This is a genomic window from Salipaludibacillus sp. CF4.18 (genome assembly GCF_051262595.1).
GTDB classification, from domain to species: Bacteria; Bacillota; Bacilli; order Bacillales; family Salisediminibacteriaceae; genus Salipaludibacillus; species Salipaludibacillus neizhouensis.
The window spans coordinates 36067-60494 of the sequence record NZ_JBIMEV010000026.1; the positions used below are offsets into that span (position 1 = coordinate 36067).

The window sequence follows — 24428 nt, forward strand, 5'->3', positions numbered from 1 at the left end:
TGTTATTTTTTCTCAATAATCGCTTCACGTTGTTCCCATTTGACTAGGTAATAACCGTTGTAATTGTGCACTAGATAGGCATCTACATAGCGTTTAAATGTTTGTTTAGGGTTCTGACTGTTCTTAGCTGCTAGTACGTAAAACTCCGGTATCGTTATCCTCATACAATCACAAGCTTTCCGGTCAACTCCTGTATCTCACGCTTGAATCTACCTTCATCTGAATTAGAATCTGACAAGTGGAGCAAATGGATCTCTTGTACTTTTGATAGGTCATTCGCTTTTAGGAACTCTTTGACGTTCTCAAGGCTGAAATGTGAGCGTATTAGACGTTTTTTCCTAAATGAATCCAATGAGCCTTCAGCAATCTTTTCGTTTAAAATATCCATACTGTAGTTACACTCAAGCAATAAATGAGTAAGGCCTTTGAATTTGTATCGAATATAGTAAGTATCTGTAGCGAATAACAGCTTTTCTCCTGCTTGATTAACGAGTAGAAATCCTAGTGGTTCTGATACATCGTGCTCCACATCAAAGGGCATGATCGTCCATGTTCCAATCTTGAACGACTCTTTAGATTTAATGGTCTTAATTCTGTGTCCAGTAGCTTCAATTTGCTTCGTTGTACCTTCTGAAATATAAACATCTATTCCGGCTCTCATAACATCTGAGACAGCTTTACAATGGTCAAGATGTTCATGGGTGATTAAGCATCCTTCAATGTCGCTAGTTTGGAAGTCTAGCTTTCTACGAATGTTTTTGAATGGGATTCCAGCCTCAAGGAGAAGGGAGGTACTACCATCTGTTACGTGGTAGCAGTTTCCCTTCGATCCAGAAGCTAGGGTTTTAATCTGGATCATCAGAAAGGATCATCACCTTCGGCTTTATCGTTTGCCAATGCTTTTTCCGTTTCTTCGAAAGAGTCATAGAGTGATTGCTGTTCAGGTTCTTTCTCATTCTTTTTTGGTTCTTCTTTTGGTGGTTCTGGCTGCTTCTCTTGTTTAGGTGGTTCAGGATCCGGCATAGATTCAACATCTAAAATTTCTTGGTTAGCATTTTCATTGACTTCACGTCTGACAGATTCCTCTTCATCCTTGTTTTCCATGTGAAGGTATGAGGCGTTTACTTTTTTGGGATCAATTTTCAAATGTTCGGTTACTCGATGAACTAGTGTTTTAAATTGCATTTTTTCAGGGTGGTTATTCCAGAACGTTTGACTTTGAGCTGACTTCTTTGATTTATCAAAATCTGCTTTTGATACTAGTATCAGTTTATTTTTCGTTTCATCATCAAAAACAAGATAACCAAATCCACCGATAACCTTTCCTCTCTCAAATGCATTAGTGATTTCGAATTCGTAAGATTCAGTAGAAGTTCCTAGTGACTTTTTGATAGGTTTAAATTTGTCTGTTTCATGTACAAGTTCGAGAATGACATCTTTCGGTTTATCTACTGCAGCTTCCATTCTGTAGTAAGCTTTACCGACATAACCGACACGTAGATCAAGGTCATATTTCTTCTCTTTACCGTTGAAATAAGGTACAGGATGGATGTGGTTAGGGATCAGAGCATCCAAACCTAATTGGACAGAATGCACAGCATCTAAAGAAAGTTTTCGCATGTTGACATTGTGCCAATCGTAAGGAGATTTCTTTTCCCCGTTTTTCACTCGTTTCGCTTCTAAGTCTTTTAGTACAGAATCAAGTTTCAAAAATAAATGTTGTGCTAGTTGTTTTTCATAAGGAGAGAAAGCAATCGGACTACCTGCCTCTGTTGAAAATTGTGTTTGAACATTATTTAGAAATCTTTCCGAACTAGTTCTTACAGCTACTTCATTTTTCTCTGTCACTTAAACCAACTCCATTTCTTTTGATGTTTCGACTCGCAACTGCTTGTCTTTTTCAGAGACAATTAAGCTAATCGTTTGTGCTTCTGTATCAATTAACTTGGTAACTGCTTCTCGGTTATCTATAAAGATTGGCGCTGAGAAGTTGTAGTGTTCTGATAAAGTGTTAATAATGTCTAAGCCAATGTTGATTCTCCAAGCGTTGTTCAACCCTTTAGAATAGGGAACGCCTTTATATAGGGTTTCACATGTTTCCTTCAGTCCATCATTGATCTGAGTTTCAAACAACTTGAACCTGGCATACTTGAATTTGCTGTTGATCTTCTCTTCCAGGAGAGAAACTTTTGTACGGATAAACTCTTCTGAGAGATATAACTCAGCTTCTAATTTCTCGTATTCTTTAGAGAGTGAACGTTCCTGATCAGTCAGCTCTTTGATACGAGTTTTAGATTGCTTGTGCTGTTCAAATTTATTGAGATTGAGCGTTACTGCTGTTTTCTCTTCCGTTAGAGTCTGCAGCTCTTCTTTCGCCTGATTCGTATTACCAATAGTTGATGATTGTAATTCGTTGATGGATGATTTCACATTCAAAATATCAGACTGTAATTCCTTGTATTTAGGGTTTTCATCAATGCTAGTAGTATTAGTCTTAATGTCGTTTATCTCTTGTTGGAGGGCTTCTAGTTGCTTGTCATAGTTCTCTACTGATTGTTTGCTTTCTTCGATAGTGGTAAGTATTTTTTCGTTCTCATCGTCATAAAAAGCAATCTTTTCTTTCAACTGCTTGCCTTGTGACATGATGTGTTCCATTCGTTCTGACTTCTTGCGATTAAACGATGCTAGAGCCTTTTCATGAGCTTCCTTTACTTGTTCCACTGGTAGCGCTTGTCCGCATGCAGAACATTCGCTATCATCATGTTCAGGCATTTCTTTCTCTTTTTCTTGGTAGTATTGGTCAGCGAGTTCTTTTTTTTGTTTCTCTAAACCGTTAGCAGTGTTTGCGTTCATTTTTATTTTTCGATCAGCACTTGTAATCTGGAATTCTATATCATCACGTAGATTCTTGATCTTGTAATACTCTTGATCCTTAGCAACAATCTTTTCTCTGTTGTCAGAATCATGACTGTTTTTAATGGTGTTTAACTCAGTTTCTAATTCGCTTAATTGCTTCTGTTTCTCAGCAACCTCTGATCCATTACGAATACGAGATATTTCATCTTCTTTCGCTTGGATCTTCTCTTGATATTCGGCAGCTTCTTCTTTCAAACCATGCTCACTTAGTCCGCTAATGTCTGGAAGATTGTGCTGCACTTCATCAATACGAGCTGGCAAGATATCTAATTGCTTATTAATCTCTTTCTTCTTACCTGCAATGATCTTTTTAAGGTCGTCTATACTCTTGTCACCTAGAATGTCAGAGAGTTTAGAGAGCTTTCTATCAGAAGCAATAACATCCTCATTCGATACGTCACCGCATACCTCGAGTAGAATTTCCCTTCGCTCTCCCCACTTTAGCGATTCATTAAAATAGGCTGGATTGGTTAGGAGTTTGAACGATTCTTCATCTAAGATCTCGCCTACTTTATCCTTGTACTCTTTGAGTTTTACCGGAACTTCATCAATAAAATAATCTGTCGTGTGGCCTGTGAATTCTTTGTGAGCAGACCCTTTCTTTTTCGTCCACTTCTCTTTATAAATCTTCTGAAAAATAGTAGGTTTTCTATCGACATTGATCGTTGCAGATACTTCGTGATCAAGTCCGTGTATTTCGTTGTTATCTTCATCTAAGGTCTTGATAGCAAAATCTTTTTTGTTGTTGCTATCTTTATCAAAGAAGAGCCAATTAAAAGCATCAGGTAAGGTTGTTTTACCTACTTCGTTATCTCCGAATACATCTTTGCTTTCACCATTAGCATCAAGTGTGAAAGCCTTGATACCTTTGAAGTTTTTAAGATTTAGTTGAACCAACTCTAGTTTTTTCATGCAAAACCCTCCATTGAATAATTAGTTATAATCGCATATAATTAAGTTATGAATGTTTTTCTAACTGTCCGATTAGCCCGCCAGCTGATCGGATTTTTCTTCGTCTGCTCTGCATTGATCCTCAAAATCTTGCATTTCCTTATCTTCTAAATATTCGATTTGATCTTCCACCTCTTCCAATGCCTGAGCCATATCCATCATGTAATTTTGCATTTTCAACATAGACTTTTTGATTGTCTTTACTTGGTTGTTTAAGTCATGCATGGTCACGATTATTCCTCCTTTCTATAAATAACAAGAACCATATCTTCTGTTTCATCTGCTGAATACTTAATATCAATGAGCTCAGCATCTGCGTTTTGTACTAACCATTCTTTTAATAAACTGTAAGTACATAGGTGCGTTTCAATATTGCCTGCCACTTCATTCACTGCCATGATTTCACCCTCCTAATGGTGCATATTTCATAAAATAGATTGCTAGACTGATAAGAAATAACACGGCACCAGTGCTACTTATGGTGTCTATTTGATCTTTCGTCATTCAAACAGCCCCTTCGAGTAACCAACTGGTATGACATCATCCTCTGTAACCAATTGTTCGAATGTGTGCTGCATAAATGCGATTCCTTCTTCTTTAGCACGCTTTTTTAACTCCGAGTACTCAAGTTCTTTTTCGCTGAATACGTTGACTGTTACCGGGTTATTTTTTACCGATAAATCACACTTGTAATGAACTTCTGACATTGGAAAACCTCCTATCTGAATAATGATATAAAGCCTACATATGGTGTAAGTGTTTCAATTAAATGCGCTACCTTTACAGGGTCTACCGCCAACATTGCTCCTATGATTAAGTCTTGAGCGTTGGTTAATCTTCCCCACTTGATAGCTTCTGACCACTTGATTTCTTTCACGTTGTTTTCAAATTTAGTAATGCAAGTCCGAGAACGATTTAACTTATTTGCAAGTTCCTCTTGAGATAGTCCGTTTCGTTCCCTCGCCGCTCTCAATACAGCGCCAAGGTCCATTGTTTTCACCACCTCTCATGTTCCAATCTGGAACCGTTCCTCTATGGAACTCAATACTTTCCAATTTTCAACTACAATAAATGTAGTTGGTTATCCAGTTTTCTTAGAAGACTCTTCTTTCTCTTTTTCTTCTTTAAGGATTCTAGGTACTGCTGTTCTCATGAAGAATTCAACCATTTTCTTTTCCGTGTATTCACTGATTCCGAATTCTTCACGATATCTCGGTTTATTATTTTCTTTTGCCATGTAGATCCCTCCCATCTATTTGGTTATGAAATTACTTTTCTACTAAAAACTCATTAATAAGTAACTCAGCAATCTTGATTTGACCTTTACCAGTGATTAGTGTGGTGAAGGTTTGAATATCACCTTCTGTACGACTAACGATGGTTGGTGTGACGATAAAGTAACCACGTTCGATAAATGTTTGTTTGGGATTGTTGTACTCCCTACCTGTCCTAATTAAGAAGCCATGTTCACGAAGCCAACCAAACATTTTGTTTCGACCAATCTTGATTCCGTGATCGTCAAACATCATTTTTGCAAAAGCTCCTATGTTGATAGCTCCTTGAGAGTTAGAAACAATCTTTCCAAAATTGGTATAAGGAAGGTTTTCTTGTTTCTCTGCTTCCAGCTGCTTGATCTTTAGTTGTTGAAGATCCATTGCTCGTTTGATAATCATTTCTGGATTGTTCCAGTGTTTCTCGACTTGGATAAAATACTGACGTGCTTGTTTTCCTTTATCGGATCTTTGAATCATGGCAATTTCTTTCGCTGCATCTAGTTTGATATGGTGGTCGAGTGATCTGCGGCCGCCGGTACTTTCTTTCAAATTTGGAATAAAGTCTATCTCTTCTTCAAAACCATAATCAGTCATTCTTTCAAACCAAGTTGTGTAATTACTGTTAACTTCTAAAAACTCATGAAGCTCTCTACCTGACACTGCAATTTCATCGTTTGTTTCGATTGTCTTAATTAATTGATTCATTTCGCTTCCTCCTTTAGATTTACTGGCATTCCACAAATGCGACAATGTGCGTGCCATTCTTGGATAACATCGTTTTTACAGCGAGGGCATTCTTTCATTACACAACCTCCTGCTTTTGATGATTCTTCAATTCGTGGCATGAGTTATCAAAAAAAATGGTCCAATCAAAATTCAACAAGTTCGCAATTTTTTTAGCATTTATCACTGTAGCGTTTCTATCGCCTGTTTCAATAGCACCGTATGTTGCTCTACCAATACCGCACTTAGAGGCAACTTCTTCTTGAGTTAGCCCTGCCTCTTCTCTTTTCTTTCTGAGCCATAATCTCTGTTTCATTTGATCACCTCCAATTCCACGTTGTGTGGCTTCGATAGATTAATCATAAACCACGTAATGTGGAATGTCAATAAAGTTTCTTCAATTTGTGGAATTAATTTAATTCTACTTTTTGTAGAGTTATAATGTAAACAGAATTAACGAGAAGGTGAATATAAATGACTATTGGAAAAAGGTTGGTTAATTTAAGGAAAATTAAAACTTCCAAGAAACAAGAAGAGGTTGCTAAAGACTTGGGTGTTGCCCGGTCTACTTACGGTGCCTATGAACAGGATAAAAGAGAGCCAGACCAAAGCACTTTAATAAAATTAAGCGACTATTACGACGTTTCAATAGATTATTTATTACGTGGCGAAACCTACAAACAAGAAGAAACCTCCAATCGTAATACTGGCTCCGAAGTTTCAGATTACGATCCATTAGACGATCTCAAACAATTCATGAAGGAAAACAACATGGAAGATCTAGACTTTGGGTTCTACGATTTAGAGAAGTGGAAGAAGCTAGACCGAGATGCTATCCAAGAAGTGAAGCGTCATTTCGAATGGGTGGTTGCCAAAGCTGAACAAATGGAGAAAGAAGCTGAGGAAGAAAAGAGAAAGAAGAAGAAATAAGTTTCACTTTCTCTTTTTTTTGCTTTATTACTGTATATTTTTGGGGTTAATTGAAGGATATACAATTAAATTGGTGATAATTAGCAGATAGCTAGTTTCATATATAAATATAAAAGGGGGATTCATTTATGAAAAGATTACTAGGAGCATTATCTTTGTCTACTTTGCTAGTTTTAGCAGCCTGTGGCGGTGAAAATGCAAACACGGATGAAGCGAATGAAAACAATGCGGCAGCTGATGCCTCAGAAGAAGTTGAAAATGAAACAACTAACACAGAAAACGAAGTTACTGAGGAAAATAACAGTAACGAGAGCAATGAAGAAGCTGCAGTCGAAGAAGAAAGTAATGAAAACAGTGCAACTGAAGAAGCGAACGCTGAAGAAGAGGAAGAAGTTGCCGAAGGTGAGTGGGAAACTGAAGTTGGTGAATCAGTAGAAACAGAGGGCGGAACATTTACTTTACACGCTAGACAGGATGAAATAGACACTATAGAGACAGGACCGATTGTCTTAAACATCGAACAGTTAAATTCTCAATCGGGAGAGTTGTCACCAGATATGGCAGATATTATGGAGACTGATGAACTTGACATGATCCAAATTGACTTAAACGTTGAAAATACCTCAGATGAAGACATTACCTTCTACTCTGGCCAAGCTACGATTGCAACATCGACCGGTGAACAAATAGAAGCAGACATGTTTTTGTCTGACCATATTGACGGTGAAATGATGTCGGGGATAAATGCAAACGGAACTTTTTTCTTTGTACTAGAAAACTCAAATGCTGAGGATGTAGAAAGTGTGAGATTAACTTGGGATGCCCCTACAGATGCAGATTGGGAAACCATTGGAGAAGACGTTGATATAGAAGTTGAATTTTAAGAATACCCCTTTGTGGGGTTTTCTTTTCACCTTTTCATAGAACGTTAGTTCTAATATTGAAAACGATTTATTAAAGGAGGAAATAATATGAAAATAATTGCAATTATTTTGATTATCTTCGGTGTTATTGGGCTTTTATTATCTACCATGATGTTTGGGGATATAGGAATTGCTTCAGCTATTGGAGCCATAACAGCTATTTTGTCTGGAACTGGGTTATATTTAGTAACTAAAGAGCTAAAATTAATTAAAAATACTTGAATTTGAATAATTTTAGATTAAGAGCCCTCCCCAGGGTTTTCTTTTTAAGTAAAAATAGAACACATGTTCTTAAAGGTGGTATATTATGATTAAAGAGTGGAAGGTTTGGATCAAAATATCTAACTGCAGAATCGAAAAGATAGATGATGAGACTTATAGAGTCCCTTCATTTAGCGACATCAAGCTGATTAACGGTAAAGAATACGGAGCGTTCGATAAATTCATTGAAACACCTAGTCATATGATCGATGAAGAAAACAACTAAGAGGGGTTGTCATGATGAAGTACATTCACACACACCGAGAAGAGTGGGTTCTACGATTCTTTGAAAGAATGAATATACTAGATCCAGAAGACATTGACGAATTATCTATTGCTAGACATTTAAGAATTTTCATCAAAGAAACAGACAAACCTTCTTATTTTGAAAGGTTTGGATACTATCAAGCTATTCTTATAAATAGAGATGTGGATCCTCTTGAGTACCGAATGCACTTCTTTCACGAGCTAGGACATTTGATAAGACAGACAAATAAAGGATTTGATGCTCCAGCTAGTTATACAAATTGGTTAGAATGGGATGCTAAACATTTTGAATTCTACGCTGCTATGCCCTGGCACATGATGAAAAAATTCAATTTGGAAAGTCCTTATATCGTGGAAGAACTGAGAGATGTTTTCAAGGTGCCGGAGGAATTCGTAAAGAGTAAGTTACTTTTCGTCTCTCAAAAACGCAAAGAGTATGACGAGCTGGAATTAGGAAAAGCGTCAAACCTTGAATCGGGTAGCTATAAGCCTGATCGATGGTCAAATGAAACGGTTCGTGTCATGGATAAGTTAAAACAACAAACAGGACAGGAGGTCATTAATCATGTGGGTTTATTTCGAAGAGATTGACGGAGAATTACAACCGAAATGGTTGATTGTTAAAGCCATAACTGATGTGAAGTGCCCTTACTACACTGTGAACGGACCATTCGAACGAATGCTTGAAGAAGATATGCTTGATTTCCATGCCTTCACAGTTCCGCTTGGAGATATGATTCGTGATCCATTTAAAGAAAATAGTATCGGTGTTCCAGTCTATAAGTTCAAAGCAGATCTGGAATCTAAGGGAATTGATCCTAATCTATTTAATGATATTGACTATTTTATTATGCTAGTCGATGATGTTCAGGAACTTATTGAAGTAAATATATCTCGTCAATTATCTTAGGAGGTATAGGATATGACAGTTGGAATATATGTTCGAGTATCTACGGAGGAACAAGTTGCTGAAGGATACTCTATCTCAGCACAAAGAGAGAAAATGAAAGCTTATTGTAAGGTACAAGATTGGAACGAGTATAAATTTTATGTCGATGAAGGTATTTCTGCGAAAGATACGAACCGTCCTCAATTAAAGCAAATGCTACAGCACATTGAGGAAGGGCACATAGATACAGTATTAGTATACCGATTAGACCGTCTGACTAGATCAGTTGTTGATCTCTACAAATTGTTAGATGTCTTCGAAAAATACGACTGCACATTCAAAAGCGCCACAGAGGTTTATGATACCGGATCCGCAATAGGTCGCCTGTTTATCACACTGGTTGCAGCTATGGCTCAGTGGGAACGAGAGAACTTAGGCGAAAGAGTACGAATGGGTCAAACAGAAAAAGCGCGACAAGGACAATTCAGTGCTGCAGCTCCTTTTGGATTTAGAAAAGTAGACAGCAAATTAGTCATTCACGATGAAGAAAAGGAAATCATGTTAGATATCATTAACCGAGCTAAGAAAGGATCGACAGCTAGACAGCTATCAACTTACATGAACAATTCTGGTCACTCGCCCATAAGGGGATATCAGTGGCATATAGGCACTATTCTTTCTCTCTTACGTAATCCTGCGCTTTATGGTGCAACCAAGTGGCGTGACCAGATCATTGAAGATACACATGAAGGAATTATATCCAAAGAAGAATTTATGCATTTAAGGAGTATCATCGAAAGTCGTAGACATGTAAAGTTGAGGGAAACAAAATCCGTATTTATTTTTCAGACTAAAATTATCTGCCCTGTTTGTGGTGGTCGATTCACATCGGAAAGAAGCAGATATACAAGGAAAACAGATAAACAAACGATCGAACACGCTTCTTACAGATGTGGAGCATGCCCTCTGAACGGTCGTAAATCTCCTTCTATGAGTCAAACAAAGATTCATAAGGCATTCGTCGAGTACATGAGAAACTTCGCTACACGGACAGCCCCGAAACCTCTGGGAGCTAATCGAAAGAAAGATATAAAGAAAATACTAAATAAATTAACTCAAGTAGAAAAGCAACGAGAGAAATATCAGCGTGGTTGGTCAATGGAATTAATGACAGATGAAGAATTTAGTGATCGCATGATTGAGACTAAAGAAGTGATGGATGAGCTCCAGGAGGAATTAAATAAAATTGAACCTGTTGAAGAAGTAATGGACAAAGAAAAGGCAAAAATGATTGTACGGGATTTCAATAACATTTGGAGTCGTCTTGAGGATTTGGAGAAGAAAGAATTCATGAGTCAATTTGTAGAGAGTATTTCTTTCGAGAAAGAGAATGGTGTGGTCGAGGTTAAAGATGTGCGCTTTTTTTAGGGTTTATGAAAGGTATACACAAATGAAGTGTTCCTGTTGAAGGTGACGCATCTCTTCCATCATATAATTCGATACGTCTTCGGGGGATCTGATAACATAGCGGTCTTCTGCGGGGTATTGGTGAATTCTTCTTCCTAATTCGAGGGCTGCTTTAAGCTGTACTGCTTTCGCTTCTCCAATTCCCCGAATATCCATTAACTCTTTGATCGATGCCTCTTTCAGTAACTTCAATCCATCAAAGTGTTGAATAACTCTTGCCGATAATTGAATAACGGACTCAGATTTCGTTCCAGATCCAAGAAGTAAAGCAATAAGATCCTGATTGGATAAAGCTTGGGGGCCATCTCTAACTAATCGTTCTCTAGGCCTCTCACTTTTCGGCACATCTCGAATCACATTATCTACATAAGAATTTAAGTTTATAATTTAAAAACCTTTATTAATCTAGGGTTAACATAATTAATAACTAATTAATTAAATACTTAAATTTCACACTTTTTTGTAACGGTGTATAAAAATACATATTTTAGTATTTTTATGTGATTTTAACTGATCTTATAACGTATTCGGTTTTTGGAGACAAAATTAAAAATAGTAATCTAATTACACGACTAAATTGCAAGCCGTTATAAATTACCCTCATATCATTAGAAGGTGGGAATCATTTTACGCTTACCAATTAAATAAGCGGTTAACCCATAATAATAGATTAACCGCTTATTTTTTCAAATTGTATTTCTTGACAATAATTTTAGTTATAACCATAATTATCCAATTTCTCTCATATGGAATTTATTAGACCAGCAATCATTTGACGAAGTTATGAAGATGCAACACTTTGTTTCTTACTTCTCAAAACATTATGTTGACATTCTTGCAGAAGATCATATTCAACCGGAGTAATAACTCTCATATGAGCAATGTCGTTCCCAATTAGACCCATATGTTCGAGAATAAGTAGACTGGATCGTATATTTAAAAATTGTTTCGATTTCATAAAGTGTTCTGAATACTGAGGTCATATAATCAATATCATTTTCATGCATCAAATTATCTCCCTTCAAAATCAGCTAGCTTTAAAAGGGGAGGAACCATTATGTTCCCAATGAAGAATTTTGATTTTATCTCGCTGTCGGTTGCACAAAACGAAAAGACACGAAGAAAAAGGGTCCAACTGAAAAGTTTCTTGAACAATAGCAGCTAAACCATCTATTGCCTTTCGAAGATCGGTGCTTCCTTGAGCAAGATATACTCGATCGACGTCTCGATGGCTAATCATTCATTTCTCAGCACCCTAAGTACACGACTAATATGCTCTTCACTCGCATTTTCTGGGATATGAACGCAAAAATCATGACATTTAATTTCGATGGTAGTAGAAGAAAACAGAACAGGTACATCGAGAGATGTCCATCCACTTTCTTTAATAGAAGAGACTTGACGACTATCTTCTGCCTTAAATTTTCTGCGCGAATAATGAAATTGGTGCGCACTGATGTTTTCTTGCGTGGATACCCATAACCTGTTCAATATAGTGAAATAGATACAATAAACACTACTACGTCAACATTTAGTTATTTCTCTTAAAATGAAAATGAGCAGTCTTAAAACTTCCCGGTGGTTTTTCGGTGGTTTGGTCTGACTATATTCTTTTTTTTAAAACCAACAACAAATCGGAAAAGTGCGTTCATATCACTTCGCTTCACTAAATTAATGTATCAATCAAGCCTTCCATTTCGAACTTGATTAAGTTTGCTTGAAATGGCACGACCTGATTAACAAAAATCCGGTCAAACCTTTGATATAAAGCCATTTTTTCAAATGGTTTAAAATGGATTATATTTTCAACTTGGCACGAACTTGGCACGGTGTTGGCACGTATAATTACTGTCAAAGCACTTACAGAAAGGGCTATAAGTGCTCGATTTGCATAAATGGAGACTATTCCCACTAAACTTAAGGTCTAAAAGAGCTCCCAAGTAAATGGCGAGCTCTTTTTTTTAGAGAATATCATGTTCCTCTCTAAATATACCTAAAATCTATATTGTTTCCAATTGTTTTACCTATCTCTTTTGTAAAGGTAAAATATCATGTAGCATCATTTCTTCAAAAGCTTGTTTGACAGATTTCCAATAAGCTAAACGCTTTACTGGATTTTCTGTATTCTCTTTATAACCTACGTAATCACTTGTTTCTTTTAGTTCCGCTTCCCCATTTTGTTTCTTACGAGCTGGATTATAATTAGCTACCATAAATGCTAATTCATCTTCTTGGACCCACCATGTTTTTGCAAAGTCACCAACGAGTGTGTTAATTGTTTGCTGAATCATTTGTTCTAATAATGAGGATACATGTTGATCGCGATAGGCTTCTGGATTTGCTTGAATGTTCGCCCATAATTTTCCCATTAATCCAGCGAGTATTGGATTTCCTTTTTTCAACCTTGCTAAATACTGATTAATTTCTTCCACTGTCCTTTCGGCAGGTGGTTGTTGCGCTTTTTTATCGTGCGTATTCGGTAAAAAGGCTTGGATTAGAAGTAAAATGTATTCGTAATTGATTTCTTCTGTTTTTACAGATTCCAACTCATACTCAATATTAACGTCCACATCGTCTTTATCTTCTTTTTCCTTCTGAAGTTTCTCTAATACATTGACGTATTTGCCATGATATTCTTCAATCTGGTCCAGTTGGATTGGATAGTCTGAACCAAGCTGCGCATCACTATACTCGGTATATACCTGAATATTCGCAAAGGCTTTATCTAAAGATTGGTAGGCTTTCGCAAATTTCTTTAATTGTGCTGGTTCTAAGCTCTCTATGTCTATTCCTTCATGTATTGGGGCTATTTCACGTAATTCCTTAATTGCTGTGTGAAAGGCTTCGTGTGCTTCCTCCCACGTTGGAGCGACAACTTCATTTTCGCCACCATTTGAATAAAGGATAAGTGCTTGCTTCACTTTTTCTTCAAAAATTGTGGGTGTTTGGAATGTCACAACTTGCCCGTATTTTTTCGACTTATCGAAAAGACGATTTGTACGTGAAAAGGCTTGAATTATATCATGAGGCTTCATTGCAGGGCGGTCAATGAACAATGTCGATAAACAAGGTGCATCAAACCCGGTTAATAAACGACCCACAACAATGATAATATCCAACTGTTCCGACCTAGGTAGGAACTTCTCTTTTTTACGTGCTAAACGGTCATTGACGTTTCGATTGTATGAACGCATCGTTTCCAATGTATAGCTTGTGTCAAAGGCCTCATTGTACTCAAAAAGGGCTTCCTTCATCTTCTCTTGATTTTCGATAGAGGATTCTTCATTCTCAGAAATCGAGTAAGTAATCGCAACTTTCGGGAAGTCAGGTAAAGTCCGCTTCGTTTTTTCACTAATTTGAACGGTTGTTTCGTCCGCCTTCACTCGTTTAAACAAGTCGTAATAGCGTTGTGCTTGAGCGATTGAAGAAGTTGTTAGAATCGCATTGTTCGTCTTACCGACACCATTTTGGAAACCAAGTTTGTTGCGGGATTTATTTACGATTGATTTAATGACCTCTAGCATATGGCGTTCACGTTCATAGACTCTCTTCGGTAAACGTGCTTCTTTATCCGCAAGTGTGAGGTCGTCTAATTCAATTTCACTGTCTAATTGAACTAAAGCTACATCGAGTTCTTCTTCTGAAAAGGTGCTCTTGTATTCAATTTGGAATCCTAGTACCGCTTTATCGTAAATGGCTTCTTTGACCGTATATTCATGTAATCGTCGTCCGTATTGTCCCTCTGTTGTGCGAGGGAGGTTTCCTACAGACTGCTTCGCATTTTCCACAAAAATAGGTGTACCAGTGAATCCGTACCATAACGAGCGGACAAAGAATTCTTTAATTTCTTGCTGTTTTTGAGGTGAAACCGCTCGGTGACACTCATCTACTACGAACGCTATTTTTAATCGGCGGAGCATATTCGATTTCTTTGAATCGTCTTTTCCATCAAAACGTTTCATAACATGATTAAGCTTTTGAATCGTTGTCACGACTACATTCCGATCTTGGGACAGTAATTTCTTAATTAAATCATTCACATTGTTCGTTTCATTTATCTCAATCACATCATGTTCTGCATAGGATTCAAATGAACTACTTGTTTGTTGATCTAAATCGACACGATCCACGATAAAGATCGTTTTTTGTAAGGACGGAATTTGAAGTAAATTGCGTGCTACTTTGTACGATGTTAATGTTTTCCCTGAACCGGTTGTATGCCATACATAGCCCGATTCTTGTTGTCTTGAAGCCTCTTTCACCGCTTCAATAGCATGGATTTGATACGGACGAAGTAAAATCAACGCCTTTTTCGCACTATCCATGACCGTATATTGCGTCACCATTTTGTGTGCCTGCGGAATCGAGAGAACATCTTTAGCAAAATCCAAGTAATTATTGACAGGCTGGTTTTCACGATCTAACCATTTACTTAAAAACTGTTCGTTCAACTTTTCATCACGAGCCGTCGCAATATAACGGGTATCTGTACCATTCGATACGACAAACATCTGTACAGTTGAGAAAATACCTGTAAATTTATCTTCTTTAAGATACTTTTTAATTTGACGAAAGCCTTCCATGTAGGAGTGCTTTCGGTTTTTTAGTTCAATATGAATCATCGGTAACCCATTAATTAATAACGTCACATCAAAGCGTCGTTCTTGGTCTTCTTTTGTACGTTTATTGCTTTGATATTGATTAACCACTTCATAAGAGGACATACCACCCGCTACATCAGCACGATTTAATACTTTCATACGAATTGTACCTAGTGCCGCATCTTCACGCTGTACTTGAACTTTAGCGATGCCATTCTCGCCAGCCAACCATTTAGCCGCTTCGTAAAAATTCACGAAATGAAGCTGTTCTTTAATTTGACGGAATTCTTGTTCCGTTAAAGGAACCTCGTTCAGTACATCTTTATTATTGTTTTCTAGCTTATTTTTAAAGTTTTGCCACAACTCATCTTCCGTATGTAAATCACCACGATACGTCCATTGGGATTCAGCACGTATTAATTGTTTAATTAAACTATCCTCTAGTTCTGATTCAGGTACAAAAGAATGAACCATTATGATGCTCACCTCATTTCGATCTAAAAAATATTAAACGAACATGCGCAGTAATAATGCTTTCTTCAGTTGTTCGTAATCCTTGAGCTTTTTCTGATGAAGGGCGATGGTATCGTTCAGCTGCTTGAAGTAATCACCGATTTTTTGTTGTTCTTCGAGAGAAGGGAACAATAATTCACTTTCCAACCAAACTTTCTCATGTAGAGCTTTTTGAGCGCTTCCTATAGGCATATTTTTTCCTATTACATTTTGATAATATAACTTAGTTTTAAATAATGATAATATAAAATTAATATTTAAATTTTGATTCATTGATAAAAGTGGCATATTTTCTGTCACTATAGATCCATTTAATAATTCGGGAATAAATCCTATCCCACCTTGATAGATAGTTTGTCTTGTGAAAGTTAACGTATTGGGGTAGTCTTTGGTATTAATTAAATATTGTCTTTTGCGTCCTATATCTATCCCTTTTTTTATTCCACGAATTTCAACTAATCCATTGTTTCTTATAGATATTTGGGAATATTCTTTATTGTCATCTAGATAAATAGTTTCTTGATACTTTTTAAAAAAACATGATAACTTTTCATTTGTCCAATCCCCACTAAACCCATCAAATCGAACTTTTGGCACACGTTCGCCTCTTTGCGGGAACATTTTTTGTAACATCGCTTTTTTGTATTGTTGCTGCTGTTTGACCATTTGTTGTTGCAAAGAGATCGTATCGTCCAATTGTTTGAAGAATGTTCCGATTTTTTGTTGAGTTTCTACAGAAGGAAGTGCAGTATCAAAATAACCTAATGCTTCTTTTGTAATTGTACTAATTGTTACTCCAGGTGCGCTTTCTTTTTCACGTTTAAAAATCCGTTGAATTACATATGCAAAAAACTGTTCATTAATAGGTACATTATAACTATCAAATATTAAAATAGTTCTATCAAAAAACGCCGCGTATTGAGTGATCGCCACTCGACCAATACTTGTTTCAATACTTCCTTGCAAAGCAACAATAACCTTTCCTTTCTTCACATAACGACTTTTAGGTTCAGCTAGTTTGCTGATTTTCAATTTCGTTTCGTCATTTAGACGTAAATCAAATCCAATATCAGCAACTTGAACGAACGGAGTTCCGTTTATTTCATCATACCAATCCTTATTTCCGTAAGGTTGGGGAAAAGATCCCCTAAAATAATTTGCTACATCTGTTAATTTATATGGTTTCCACGGTTCAAAAGTACCTTTAAATAGCACTTTCGGCACATTCCTATTCATTCTTTCCACCATCTAATCCAAATCCTTGAATAAAGTATTGAAGTTCTTTGTTAGCATCTTCGTTCGTACCTTCCAATTCATTCAACATCGCAAATAGATTTTGTTCTGCTTGTTGCAACTCTTGTTGTGTTTGCTGCATTGCTCCCGATAGCTCAACAAGTGAAATTTCTTCTTCTTCCTCAAATGTGTCCACATAGCGAGGGATATATAAGTTGTAACCATTTTCAACTATTTCATCGAAAGAAGCGACATGTGCGTATTTTTCAATATTATCACGTTGAATATATGTTTCAAGCATTTTGCTGATATGTTGATCTGTTAAGATATTTAGATTTTTACCTTTTTCAAATTCGTTTGATGCGTCAATAAATAATACATCTTTTGTTGAACGATTTTTCTTTAAAATGATAACCGTCGTTTGGATAGATGTACTAAAGAAAATATTCGATGGTAGCCCGATCACCGTATCAATTGCGCCATTATCTAATAAGATTTTACGAATCTTACTTTCTGTATTCCCTCTAAATAAAACGCCATGAGGCAACACAATCGCCATAACACCATTGTCTTTCAAGTGATAGAAGCCATGTAGTAAGAAAGCAAAGTCTGCTTTCGATTTCGGCGCTAACACACCGTACATTGAGAAGCGTGGATCGTCTAAAAAGCCTTTTTCCGCAGCCCAATTAGCGGAATACGGCGGGTTCATTAACACACCATCAAAGTTCGTTGGTTCATCAGTAGGCCAGTCTTGATCTAATGTATCTGCATTGCTCAAATGTTGGTTGGCAGTATCTACACCATGCAAAATCATGTTCATACGAGCCAAGTTATATGTAGACGTATTTAGCTCTTGTCCGAAGTATGAAATCGTTCCCGCTTCATTCGAGTATTTTTTCACGTTTAATAAAAGTGAACCCGATCCCATTGTTGGATCATACACAGAGAAACCTTTTTGATTTTCTTTGTCATGTAAGACAATTCTTGTCATAAGCGTTGAAATGGTTTGTGGCGTATAGAATTCGCCTGCTTTCTTACCTGAATCCGATGCAAATTGACCGATTAAATATTCATAGGCATCACCTAGCATGTCACGGTCATGTCCTGCAACGTTCAATACGGATAATTCTTTCATCACTTCCGCAACCGTTTGATTTTGTTTTTGAGGTGTTGAACCTAGTTTTTTCGAGTATAGATCGACATCTTCAAATAAATTTTCAAATGTTTCGCTTGATTGCTCAATATTGCGGAAACCCTGTGCTAAATCTTCTAATTGGAATAGCCCTTTATGGATCGCTTGAACAAGTGCTGTAAAGGTTAAGTTTGGTTCAAGCGTGTAAGAAAAGTCGTATTGTAATTCAGCAAGTAAATCGTCTTTCACATCTTCTTCCTGGTACGCTGCTGCGTAGACTTTTTGTGCGACTTCTAGGTCGGTTGTTGGTTCTTCAAGTAGTGATGCAGCATGAATAAGCATCTTATCGGATAAATATTTGTAAAAGATTAATCCCAATAAATAGATCTTATATTCGTTTGCATCCATTTTGGAACGTAAAATATCAGCTGAACTCCATAAAGCTTGATATAAATTTTTCGAATTATTTTCTGCCATGTTGTAATCTCCTAAATTCTATTTTTTCTAAGTAGCGCTTAATTCTATTTTACTATAAAAATCACGGTGCTGAAAGGTACCTTTATATTAAATACAAAATGCCAACCTACAATAGGCTGACTCAATGTATGTTGATGTTCGCTTAATTCAAAAACTTTCACTTCGACTTCTCATCCATCACATGGTTGTATTCTATGGCGTAAGCTATCCGCAGGTCGAACTCCACCGATTGACATTCGTCTAATATTGGCTTTGTAGTCCAAGATTAACCCTTGAACATTTCGTCGGTCATTCCTAATACTAGCGTATGAAAGAAGCCGACCCATTTCATTTTACCACGGTCACGTATTGTCATTCTGAATCATCTCCTTAGATACCACCATATGAGAACTAACGTTCTGTATGTAGACAAAAATATAAGACCAACATTTAAGTGGTCTTTACTATTCATATTCAACTAAAGGTTCCTTTAGTTTAGGCAGAAAAAAATTAAAAAGAGGGTCGGACGCATCCAACCCCCTTAAGTGAGCGCCGCAGCAACTCACCGCTATTAGTTAATATTATGTTATCATAGTCTGTACTTATTCGTAAAGAGAAAAGTTTTCTTCCTAAATATAATTATTTAAACAAGTTAGCTTTGTATTAAGATTGGTACCATTTATTCTGTTGCATATCGAAACTGGTACCACTAATCTTAATTTTTCAGTTTCCTCTTTAAATTCTTTAATTATCCTCTTTAATTCTGTTTTATTATACCCAAGTTTCTTAAGCAATAAAACGATCAGGATGAAATAATCAATTAAAAACTTAAACTCTATATTTGGGACAACTACCTCAACGCTTACATATGCCTTAACAGAATTCATCGCATGGGTACCACCAACAAACCTACAATCGAATATTACATTATTATGCGCAACCGAATTCCTTAACTCTTTTAAAGTGAAAATAATCTCCTGTACTAAATTCCCATCATTCACAATAGATGCGTGTGTTAGTTTTAAATTACTACAGTTTTCTATTCTAATTGGCTGATTTAAACACTTTAGAAAAAGCCCAAAGTTACCCATATCTAATATCTCAAAAACTGCCCACAGTGGCATTGTATCACCACGAAGAAAATGAGAAACTATGTCATTTTTAGGAAACTTAAAACTAATCTCATTATCAACTTTTTTTCTTAATGTTAGTCTATCTTTCATCTTGTTATTATAATTTCTTGATCCTACAGGCTCAGACTTATAGTCCAAAAGAAAATTCTTAAATGCATATTCCAAATCTAAACTTCCATATGACACTAATGTATCAATCGTATAATTTTTTAAAGCCGTTTCAATCGCCATTATATGCGGATATAGTAAAGACTTTAAATTCATATCAAAGTCGTAAATTGCTTTTAGTTGTTCAAATTCTGTCATAGGAATAGGGTTAGTTCTTTGTTTAGTAAAACGGTACCCTTTATAACCATGATAATACCCCATCTGCAACAGTTCTTTTTTATGCCTACTACCTTGAATATCCATACCTTTATTATCTCTAAGATGACGCATCAAACCATCGGTTTTCTTCCCTTTTGTCAAAAAGACACCCCCCCTATAAAAGACTCTATACAAATATATTACACGATTCTATATATTTTGTGGGGATTATTGATTTTTTTCTATTTTAAATGTAGAAAATTTAGTTGTTATTTACGATAACTAACTAAACACACCCTATAAGTTCAATAAAAATAGCAGCTACTTTGTAAATAGCTGCCAAAAGATTGGGGTTTGTTTGTAGTAAAAAAGGAGAATCCATTGTTATAAAACGTATCTCCGCATATTTTGATTCATTTCCTGACATCTTTCTTGAAATCCAAAAAAATACACGTTAGTTTTAAAGCTATCTACCTAGCTTCAAGCCTTAAAAAAGTTTTTAAAAATTCCACTTGTTCGGAAAAGGTTCCCTTACCGCCGTTGTTCCCATTAGGTTAATTGTATTAGTAACCTAGGGGGGGGGGTATTTAATTGCCCCTAGCCACTCTTCTGCATCCCTTTGTATTGCTTCCATTAATTCTTTATCAGTCAACCCCCCATACTTCTTATAAAGCTTTTCACGGACATCTGGTTTAACTGTAACTCTAAAAGAGAGAACACGATTATCACGCTTGATTTTAGCTTGCCTATCACGTACTGCAATTTCTTCATGAGCTAACTTTTGGTTAAGACTATAAATGATCCCACGAATATAATCAGCTGGATTCAGCCCCTTATTATTAGCTTCTGTTATCAAAGCTTTCCGTATATTCTTTTCAAGCCAGACCGTGCCTTGATTATTATGTCGCCCTGTTCTTGACAGCGTCAATTCTTTAAGACTATTTCGTTCATCAATTGCCCTTCTAATGGTTTCACCATAAGGATCTTGTTTTCCGTTTAAGCCCCAACTGCTTTTTAAGCTATTTAAAGCCTGAACATCTTCATAACTTAGATAAAACTCGATTAGGTTCTCTTCTTGAGGTCTTACAAATCCTTGAACTTTTTCTAGTACATTCAAATTATTGATTTTCACGGTTCCACCTTGCCTTTTTCATTTCTTTAAAATTATATTTTGTTCTCAATGCTGTAATCTTCTTCGATGGCGCACCTATAATTTTATAGATATACTCACTCATGCCTTTTATCCCCCAGTAACTTTTTACTTCCATTGTCACCTTTGGCATTTAATCTTTCCAAACCCACCTTCAGAAAAAAGTTATCCCGATATGTCCGAGCTTTTTCCTTATTTTCAGGTTTCTGCCGATATTGTCGATAATACGCTTTTCGTCCTTTATCGATTAGTGCTTGAACCTCGGCATCTTTTTTCACTTTATTCACCACAATTCATGTCATTTGTCATTTATTTTATTTTGCATAATTTTTGTTTTTTTATGCATGCTATGTACTTTTGTATACAATATAAATATAGCCAAAATTTATAGGTGTGTAAGGAAATCTAAAAAGATTTCCCATGTTCAAAAACACGCCTGGTCTGGCGTGCTTTTTTTAATGCTCTTTCTACTTTTCTATAGTCACTCATCACCCAATTTGTTCTCATTAAAGTAGTTCCTAATTAAGGTTGATCATCCCACATTCCGAAAAAAACTGTTCTATTAGTTTCTGTCAAAAACTTGTATGCTTTTATTCCTTTAATGTTGTTTAATATCGCACCATATTTTCTAAGGTTTGATTTGTTTTGTACGAAAGAGTCAAGGACTCCAAAATCAGAAGTTGCTTCTGGGATTTCCCCTACTAACAATCTAAAATCTACATTATTATTTAATTGTCGCTCGGCAAATGCTTCATATTTTCTTAACTCCTCGGCTCTTGGTATTTTACTACTTATTTCAATCCAAGTTTTTCTTTCAGGTAAATAAAAATCAGGTAAATATATATTTTTGGCTTCTATATTTCTTGGTTTGATATATTCCCATGCAAAATTCATTGTTTCGAAAAATACAGCCCATTGTGCTTCAAGTCTAGACCTGAACTTATAACCTTTGTATTCTGTTTCATTTGCATTAAAAATCATTTTAACTGCTCCTTTTATCGTTTAGCGGTGTAAAGGATAATAAAGGTTTTATGGCGGTGGGGCTCGCCCTACAGTAACAAGGAATTGAACCACAGTAACCGCCAAACCGCTAATTTTTTTAAACAACAAGAATCTTTTTAACAGAAAGATAAGTTTAGTTAATAAATCTAAATACAATTTTTTACTTTTGAAGTAATAATTTAGCGGTTTAGAGGTTTTTTCTTTTGATCACTTGCTGCTCAAGGGTTTGAGTAACCGCTGAAACACCGCTAAACCACTATAATAATTAAATAACCACCATATTATTCTTTTAATTTCTTTTTTGGTTGCGCCCAAAACTTTCCCTTTTGTCTGTTAGTGGTAGTATCGTGTACGAAAAATCCTAATTCTTCTTCAATCGTTTTATTTAATTGTTTCAGTGATAGAACTTTCATTCCATTTTCTATTGCCCATATTTCATAACTATCATAAGCCTCAGGTGCACGCATACCAAGGATTGCAGTTTCCGCATTTGCAACTTCACGAACCCACTCAATACACGAATTGTTTTCTCTATGGTAAAATTCCGTATAATCGTTGACCTTCTTTAATATTGTGAATTTTCGATTTTTATAAAGGCGGAAATAGGCTTCCATCACAAGTTTCATCCAATACTCTAAAGCTTCAGGAGAAGTTAACTTCTCCTGAAAATATGGATCATCACCTTTGGGTCTACCAAAAGACGGACCCCATATACACCTGCGTTTCCATGCTTCATTTTTCTCAAATGATTTTAATAAGTTATTGGTTGTAAAGATCTGCGAAGCTAAAATAGCTTCATCCTTCGATTGTTTGTATAACTCGCGCAATGGAATAACATCATAAGAGGATAGGTTCTTAATCATTTTCATTTTTTCGACATTAATAGCTTTGTCTTCGATATCATCACCGCAATTGGCTAGTTTACCACGCATTGGGAATAAATAACGTTCATCTGTGATACGATCAAGTCAAACGGAAGAAACATTATTCGTTCCAAGTAAAGCTCTGATGACTAACAATAAAGTCCCTTTGCCATTACCGCCATCACCTATGAAAAACATAACACGTTGAAAATTTTTATTACGCTTCACTTGAATGTTAGTAATTAAACAATGAGCAATAGTCTCCAATATCAAATTTGTATAGTCCTGATCATTACCAGTAAAGGTTTCAAGGAATTGGTCTACGATTGGCACTGGTTCAGCATTCGGATTATAGGAAATATCAATAAAGTATGGAGTAAATTCCATATAATCGATATCGGACCAATGCCCATCACATAGATCCCATTTGAAGGCGCTACGATTGGCGACGTATGAATATCTATTTGTTTTATCACTTCCTCTATGTAACGAGTGTTTTGACCTGCAAGTTCAATTGCTATATCATGTTTAAAATAGATTCCATCTTGATAATGAACTCCGTCATAAGAATATAGACGGTCACAAAATTTGACGATTTTCAATTTCTTTTTTAATTGCATAGCTACTTCGTACTGATTATTCTTTTCCGCTTTGATTTTCTCGTCTCGACTAACGGTATTAAACTCTTTATCATCAAGTGGTTCAGCAAAGATTTGATCGTTAATAAAACGCAAAATTGCCTTGTGATTTTTCAAAGCCATCACTCTGAACTTATGAGAATGAAGTTTGTCATTTCGACTGTCTCCTTCCCCTAGCCCATATAAATCATCTGCGTTTCTAAGAAAATCAGGTAATTCTTCTCGAATACCTTCATTTTCAATCGGTCTAAGAACTCCGTTTTGCTTAACTGTTACACCGATAATACTTGTTTTGGATATTTTCCATTCTACATCAAACCCTAAAGCACAAATGCCCTATGGTTTTAGACATACTCATGCGGTTCTGTTACTGGAATCAGGTGCAAGCCTTAAATATGTAGCGAATCGCTTGGGGCATAAGACCATTAAAACAACTGCCGACACTTATCTTGATATTACTGAAAAAATAGAAGAAGACGAACTTCAAAAGTTCGCCTCCTACACTAAAAGATAATTTCAACTTGGCACAAATTTGGCACGACACCAAGTTGGCACGCTATTAAATCCCCTTAAACCTTTGGTATATATAGGTTTTCTATATATTAACCGATACTACCTTCCATTTCGAACTTGATTAAAGATATGTTTCAAATCACCTTTAATCATAACAAAAGCTTGTTATTTAAGGTGTTTCAATCATATTCATTACAAACCTTTTCATATCATTTCAAGTTGAATCGGCACGATATCGGCACAATAATTATTCTAGTTACTAATGATCATTTAAATTCAATTTATAC

Annotated in this window: 32 protein-coding genes; 8 read left to right on the forward strand and 24 right to left on the reverse strand. The window is 36.1% G+C overall.

The genetic code is table 11. The features are described 5' to 3' along the window. Positions 1-2: 2 nt before the first annotated feature. The 11 genes from ACHABW_RS15395 to ACHABW_RS15445 all read right to left on the reverse strand — a co-directional run bounded on the left by ACHABW_RS15395 (position 3) and on the right by ACHABW_RS15445 (position 6180). Positions 3-164 (reverse strand): hypothetical protein, encoded by a 162-nt coding sequence (locus ACHABW_RS15395; RefSeq protein ID WP_435756380.1) that lies wholly within the window; start codon positions 162-164, stop codon positions 3-5. Continuing rightward, complete coding sequence (locus ACHABW_RS15400) at positions 161-859, reverse strand: MBL fold metallo-hydrolase (protein ID WP_435756382.1); 699 nt, start codon at positions 857-859, stop codon at positions 161-163. The genes ACHABW_RS15395 and ACHABW_RS15400 overlap by 4 nt, the downstream gene beginning before the upstream one ends. Beyond that, positions 859-1848 (reverse strand): recombinase RecT, encoded by a 990-nt coding sequence (locus tag ACHABW_RS15405; protein WP_435756384.1) that lies wholly within the window; start codon positions 1846-1848, stop codon positions 859-861. The genes ACHABW_RS15400 and ACHABW_RS15405 overlap by 1 nt, the downstream gene beginning before the upstream one ends. Further along, the gene (locus ACHABW_RS15410; RefSeq protein WP_435756386.1) at positions 1849-3828 is read right to left on the reverse strand and encodes an AAA family ATPase; all 1980 of its coding nucleotides are present in this window, start codon (positions 3826-3828) and stop codon (positions 1849-1851) included. Between the two features lie 72 nt (positions 3829-3900). Continuing rightward, positions 3901-4098 (reverse strand): hypothetical protein, encoded by a 198-nt coding sequence (locus ACHABW_RS15415; protein WP_435756388.1) that lies wholly within the window; start codon positions 4096-4098, stop codon positions 3901-3903. Positions 4099-4100: 2 nt separating this feature from the next. After that, positions 4101-4265: a hypothetical protein gene (locus tag ACHABW_RS15420; protein ID WP_435756390.1), complete on the reverse strand. Its 165-nt coding sequence runs from the start codon at positions 4263-4265 to the stop codon at positions 4101-4103. A gap of 102 nt (positions 4266-4367) precedes the next feature. Continuing rightward, the gene (locus ACHABW_RS15425) at positions 4368-4574 is read right to left on the reverse strand and encodes a hypothetical protein (RefSeq protein WP_435756392.1); all 207 of its coding nucleotides are present in this window, start codon (positions 4572-4574) and stop codon (positions 4368-4370) included. Between the two features lie 11 nt (positions 4575-4585). After that, a complete protein-coding gene (locus ACHABW_RS15430) occupies positions 4586-4858 on the reverse strand; it encodes a helix-turn-helix domain-containing protein (protein ID WP_435756394.1) in 273 nt (90 codons plus the stop codon). A gap of 90 nt (positions 4859-4948) precedes the next feature. After that, entirely contained in the window at positions 4949-5104 is a 156-nt protein-coding gene (locus ACHABW_RS15435; protein ID WP_435756396.1) for a hypothetical protein, read from the reverse strand. 31 nt (positions 5105-5135) lie between these two features. Beyond that, positions 5136-5846 (reverse strand): antA/AntB antirepressor family protein, encoded by a 711-nt coding sequence (locus ACHABW_RS15440; RefSeq protein WP_435756398.1) that lies wholly within the window; start codon positions 5844-5846, stop codon positions 5136-5138. 97 nt (positions 5847-5943) lie between these two features. After that, entirely contained in the window at positions 5944-6180 is a 237-nt protein-coding gene (locus tag ACHABW_RS15445) for a helix-turn-helix transcriptional regulator (protein WP_435756400.1), read from the reverse strand. A 158-nt stretch (positions 6181-6338) separates the two neighbouring features. On the opposite strand from ACHABW_RS15445, the gene ACHABW_RS15450 reads away from it, so the two are divergent. The 7 genes from ACHABW_RS15450 (at position 6339) to ACHABW_RS15480 (ending at position 10562) form a co-directional block, all read left to right on the forward strand. Then, complete coding sequence (locus ACHABW_RS15450; RefSeq protein ID WP_435756402.1) at positions 6339-6794, forward strand: helix-turn-helix domain-containing protein; 456 nt, start codon at positions 6339-6341, stop codon at positions 6792-6794. Positions 6795-6922: 128 nt separating this feature from the next. After that, positions 6923-7678 carry a hypothetical protein gene (locus ACHABW_RS15455; protein ID WP_435756404.1) on the forward strand — a complete coding sequence of 252 codons (756 nt, stop codon included), beginning with the start codon at positions 6923-6925 and terminating at the stop codon, positions 7676-7678. Between the two features lie 87 nt (positions 7679-7765). Then, complete coding sequence (locus ACHABW_RS15460; RefSeq protein ID WP_435756406.1) at positions 7766-7939, forward strand: hypothetical protein; 174 nt, start codon at positions 7766-7768, stop codon at positions 7937-7939. Between the two features lie 85 nt (positions 7940-8024). Next, positions 8025-8204 (forward strand): hypothetical protein, encoded by a 180-nt coding sequence (locus ACHABW_RS15465; RefSeq protein WP_435756408.1) that lies wholly within the window; start codon positions 8025-8027, stop codon positions 8202-8204. An 11-nt stretch (positions 8205-8215) separates the two neighbouring features. Further along, positions 8216-8836 (forward strand): ImmA/IrrE family metallo-endopeptidase, encoded by a 621-nt coding sequence (locus ACHABW_RS15470; protein ID WP_435756410.1) that lies wholly within the window; start codon positions 8216-8218, stop codon positions 8834-8836. Continuing rightward, a complete protein-coding gene (locus ACHABW_RS15475) occupies positions 8811-9155 on the forward strand; it encodes a hypothetical protein (protein WP_435756412.1) in 345 nt (114 codons plus the stop codon). The genes ACHABW_RS15470 and ACHABW_RS15475 overlap by 26 nt, the downstream gene beginning before the upstream one ends. Positions 9156-9167: 12 nt before the next feature. Beyond that, the gene (locus ACHABW_RS15480) at positions 9168-10562 is read left to right on the forward strand and encodes a recombinase family protein (RefSeq protein ID WP_435756414.1); all 1395 of its coding nucleotides are present in this window, start codon (positions 9168-9170) and stop codon (positions 10560-10562) included. A 3-nt stretch (positions 10563-10565) separates the two neighbouring features. On the opposite strand, the gene ACHABW_RS15485 is transcribed toward ACHABW_RS15480, so the two are convergent. The 13 genes from ACHABW_RS15485 to ACHABW_RS15545 all read right to left on the reverse strand — a co-directional run bounded on the left by ACHABW_RS15485 (position 10566) and on the right by ACHABW_RS15545 (position 23745). Continuing rightward, complete coding sequence (locus ACHABW_RS15485; RefSeq protein WP_435756416.1) at positions 10566-10946, reverse strand: UPF0758 domain-containing protein; 381 nt, start codon at positions 10944-10946, stop codon at positions 10566-10568. Between the two features lie 682 nt (positions 10947-11628). Next, positions 11629-11841 (reverse strand): IS66 family insertion sequence element accessory protein TnpB, encoded by a 213-nt coding sequence (tnpB, locus tag ACHABW_RS15490; RefSeq protein WP_435756418.1) that lies wholly within the window; start codon positions 11839-11841, stop codon positions 11629-11631. Positions 11842-12625: 784 nt separating this feature from the next. Further along, positions 12626-15676 (reverse strand): type I restriction endonuclease subunit R, encoded by a 3051-nt coding sequence (locus tag ACHABW_RS15495; protein WP_435756420.1) that lies wholly within the window; start codon positions 15674-15676, stop codon positions 12626-12628. Between the two features lie 33 nt (positions 15677-15709). Beyond that, entirely contained in the window at positions 15710-16963 is a 1254-nt protein-coding gene (locus tag ACHABW_RS15500; RefSeq protein WP_435756422.1) for a restriction endonuclease subunit S, read from the reverse strand. Continuing rightward, a complete protein-coding gene (locus tag ACHABW_RS15505; RefSeq protein WP_435756424.1) occupies positions 16944-18557 on the reverse strand; it encodes a type I restriction-modification system subunit M in 1614 nt (537 codons plus the stop codon). Before ACHABW_RS15505 ends, ACHABW_RS15500 begins: the two co-directional genes overlap by 20 nt. 608 nt (positions 18558-19165) lie before the next feature. After that, positions 19166-20137, reverse strand: coding sequence for an Abi family protein (locus tag ACHABW_RS15510; RefSeq protein WP_435756426.1), 972 nt, complete (start codon positions 20135-20137; stop codon positions 19166-19168). 409 nt (positions 20138-20546) lie between these two features. Continuing rightward, positions 20547-21107, reverse strand: coding sequence for a hypothetical protein (locus tag ACHABW_RS15515; RefSeq protein ID WP_435756428.1), 561 nt, complete (start codon positions 21105-21107; stop codon positions 20547-20549). Between the two features lie 95 nt (positions 21108-21202). Continuing rightward, on the reverse strand, positions 21203-21403 hold the full coding sequence (locus ACHABW_RS15520) for a hypothetical protein (RefSeq protein ID WP_435756430.1): 201 nt from the start codon (positions 21401-21403) through the stop codon (positions 21203-21205). A 244-nt stretch (positions 21404-21647) separates the two neighbouring features. Further along, positions 21648-22106: a hypothetical protein gene (locus ACHABW_RS15525; protein ID WP_435756432.1), complete on the reverse strand. Its 459-nt coding sequence runs from the start codon at positions 22104-22106 to the stop codon at positions 21648-21650. Positions 22107-22334: 228 nt separating this feature from the next. Continuing rightward, positions 22335-22442 (reverse strand): P22AR C-terminal domain-containing protein, encoded by a 108-nt coding sequence (locus ACHABW_RS15530; protein WP_435756434.1) that lies wholly within the window; start codon positions 22440-22442, stop codon positions 22335-22337. After that, complete coding sequence (locus ACHABW_RS15535; protein ID WP_435756436.1) at positions 22409-23059, reverse strand: hypothetical protein; 651 nt, start codon at positions 23057-23059, stop codon at positions 22409-22411. Before ACHABW_RS15535 ends, ACHABW_RS15530 begins: the two co-directional genes overlap by 34 nt. A gap of 36 nt (positions 23060-23095) precedes the next feature. Then, complete coding sequence (locus tag ACHABW_RS15540) at positions 23096-23323, reverse strand: hypothetical protein (RefSeq protein WP_435756438.1); 228 nt, start codon at positions 23321-23323, stop codon at positions 23096-23098. Then, on the reverse strand, positions 23311-23745 hold the full coding sequence (locus ACHABW_RS15545) for a hypothetical protein (protein ID WP_435756440.1): 435 nt from the start codon (positions 23743-23745) through the stop codon (positions 23311-23313). The genes ACHABW_RS15540 and ACHABW_RS15545 overlap by 13 nt, the downstream gene beginning before the upstream one ends. Positions 23746-23776: 31 nt before the next feature. Between ACHABW_RS15545 and ACHABW_RS15550 the strand changes: the two genes are divergently transcribed. After that, the gene (locus ACHABW_RS15550) at positions 23777-24142 is read left to right on the forward strand and encodes a tyrosine-type recombinase/integrase (RefSeq protein ID WP_435756442.1); all 366 of its coding nucleotides are present in this window, start codon (positions 23777-23779) and stop codon (positions 24140-24142) included. Positions 24143-24428: the final 286 nt, after the last annotated feature.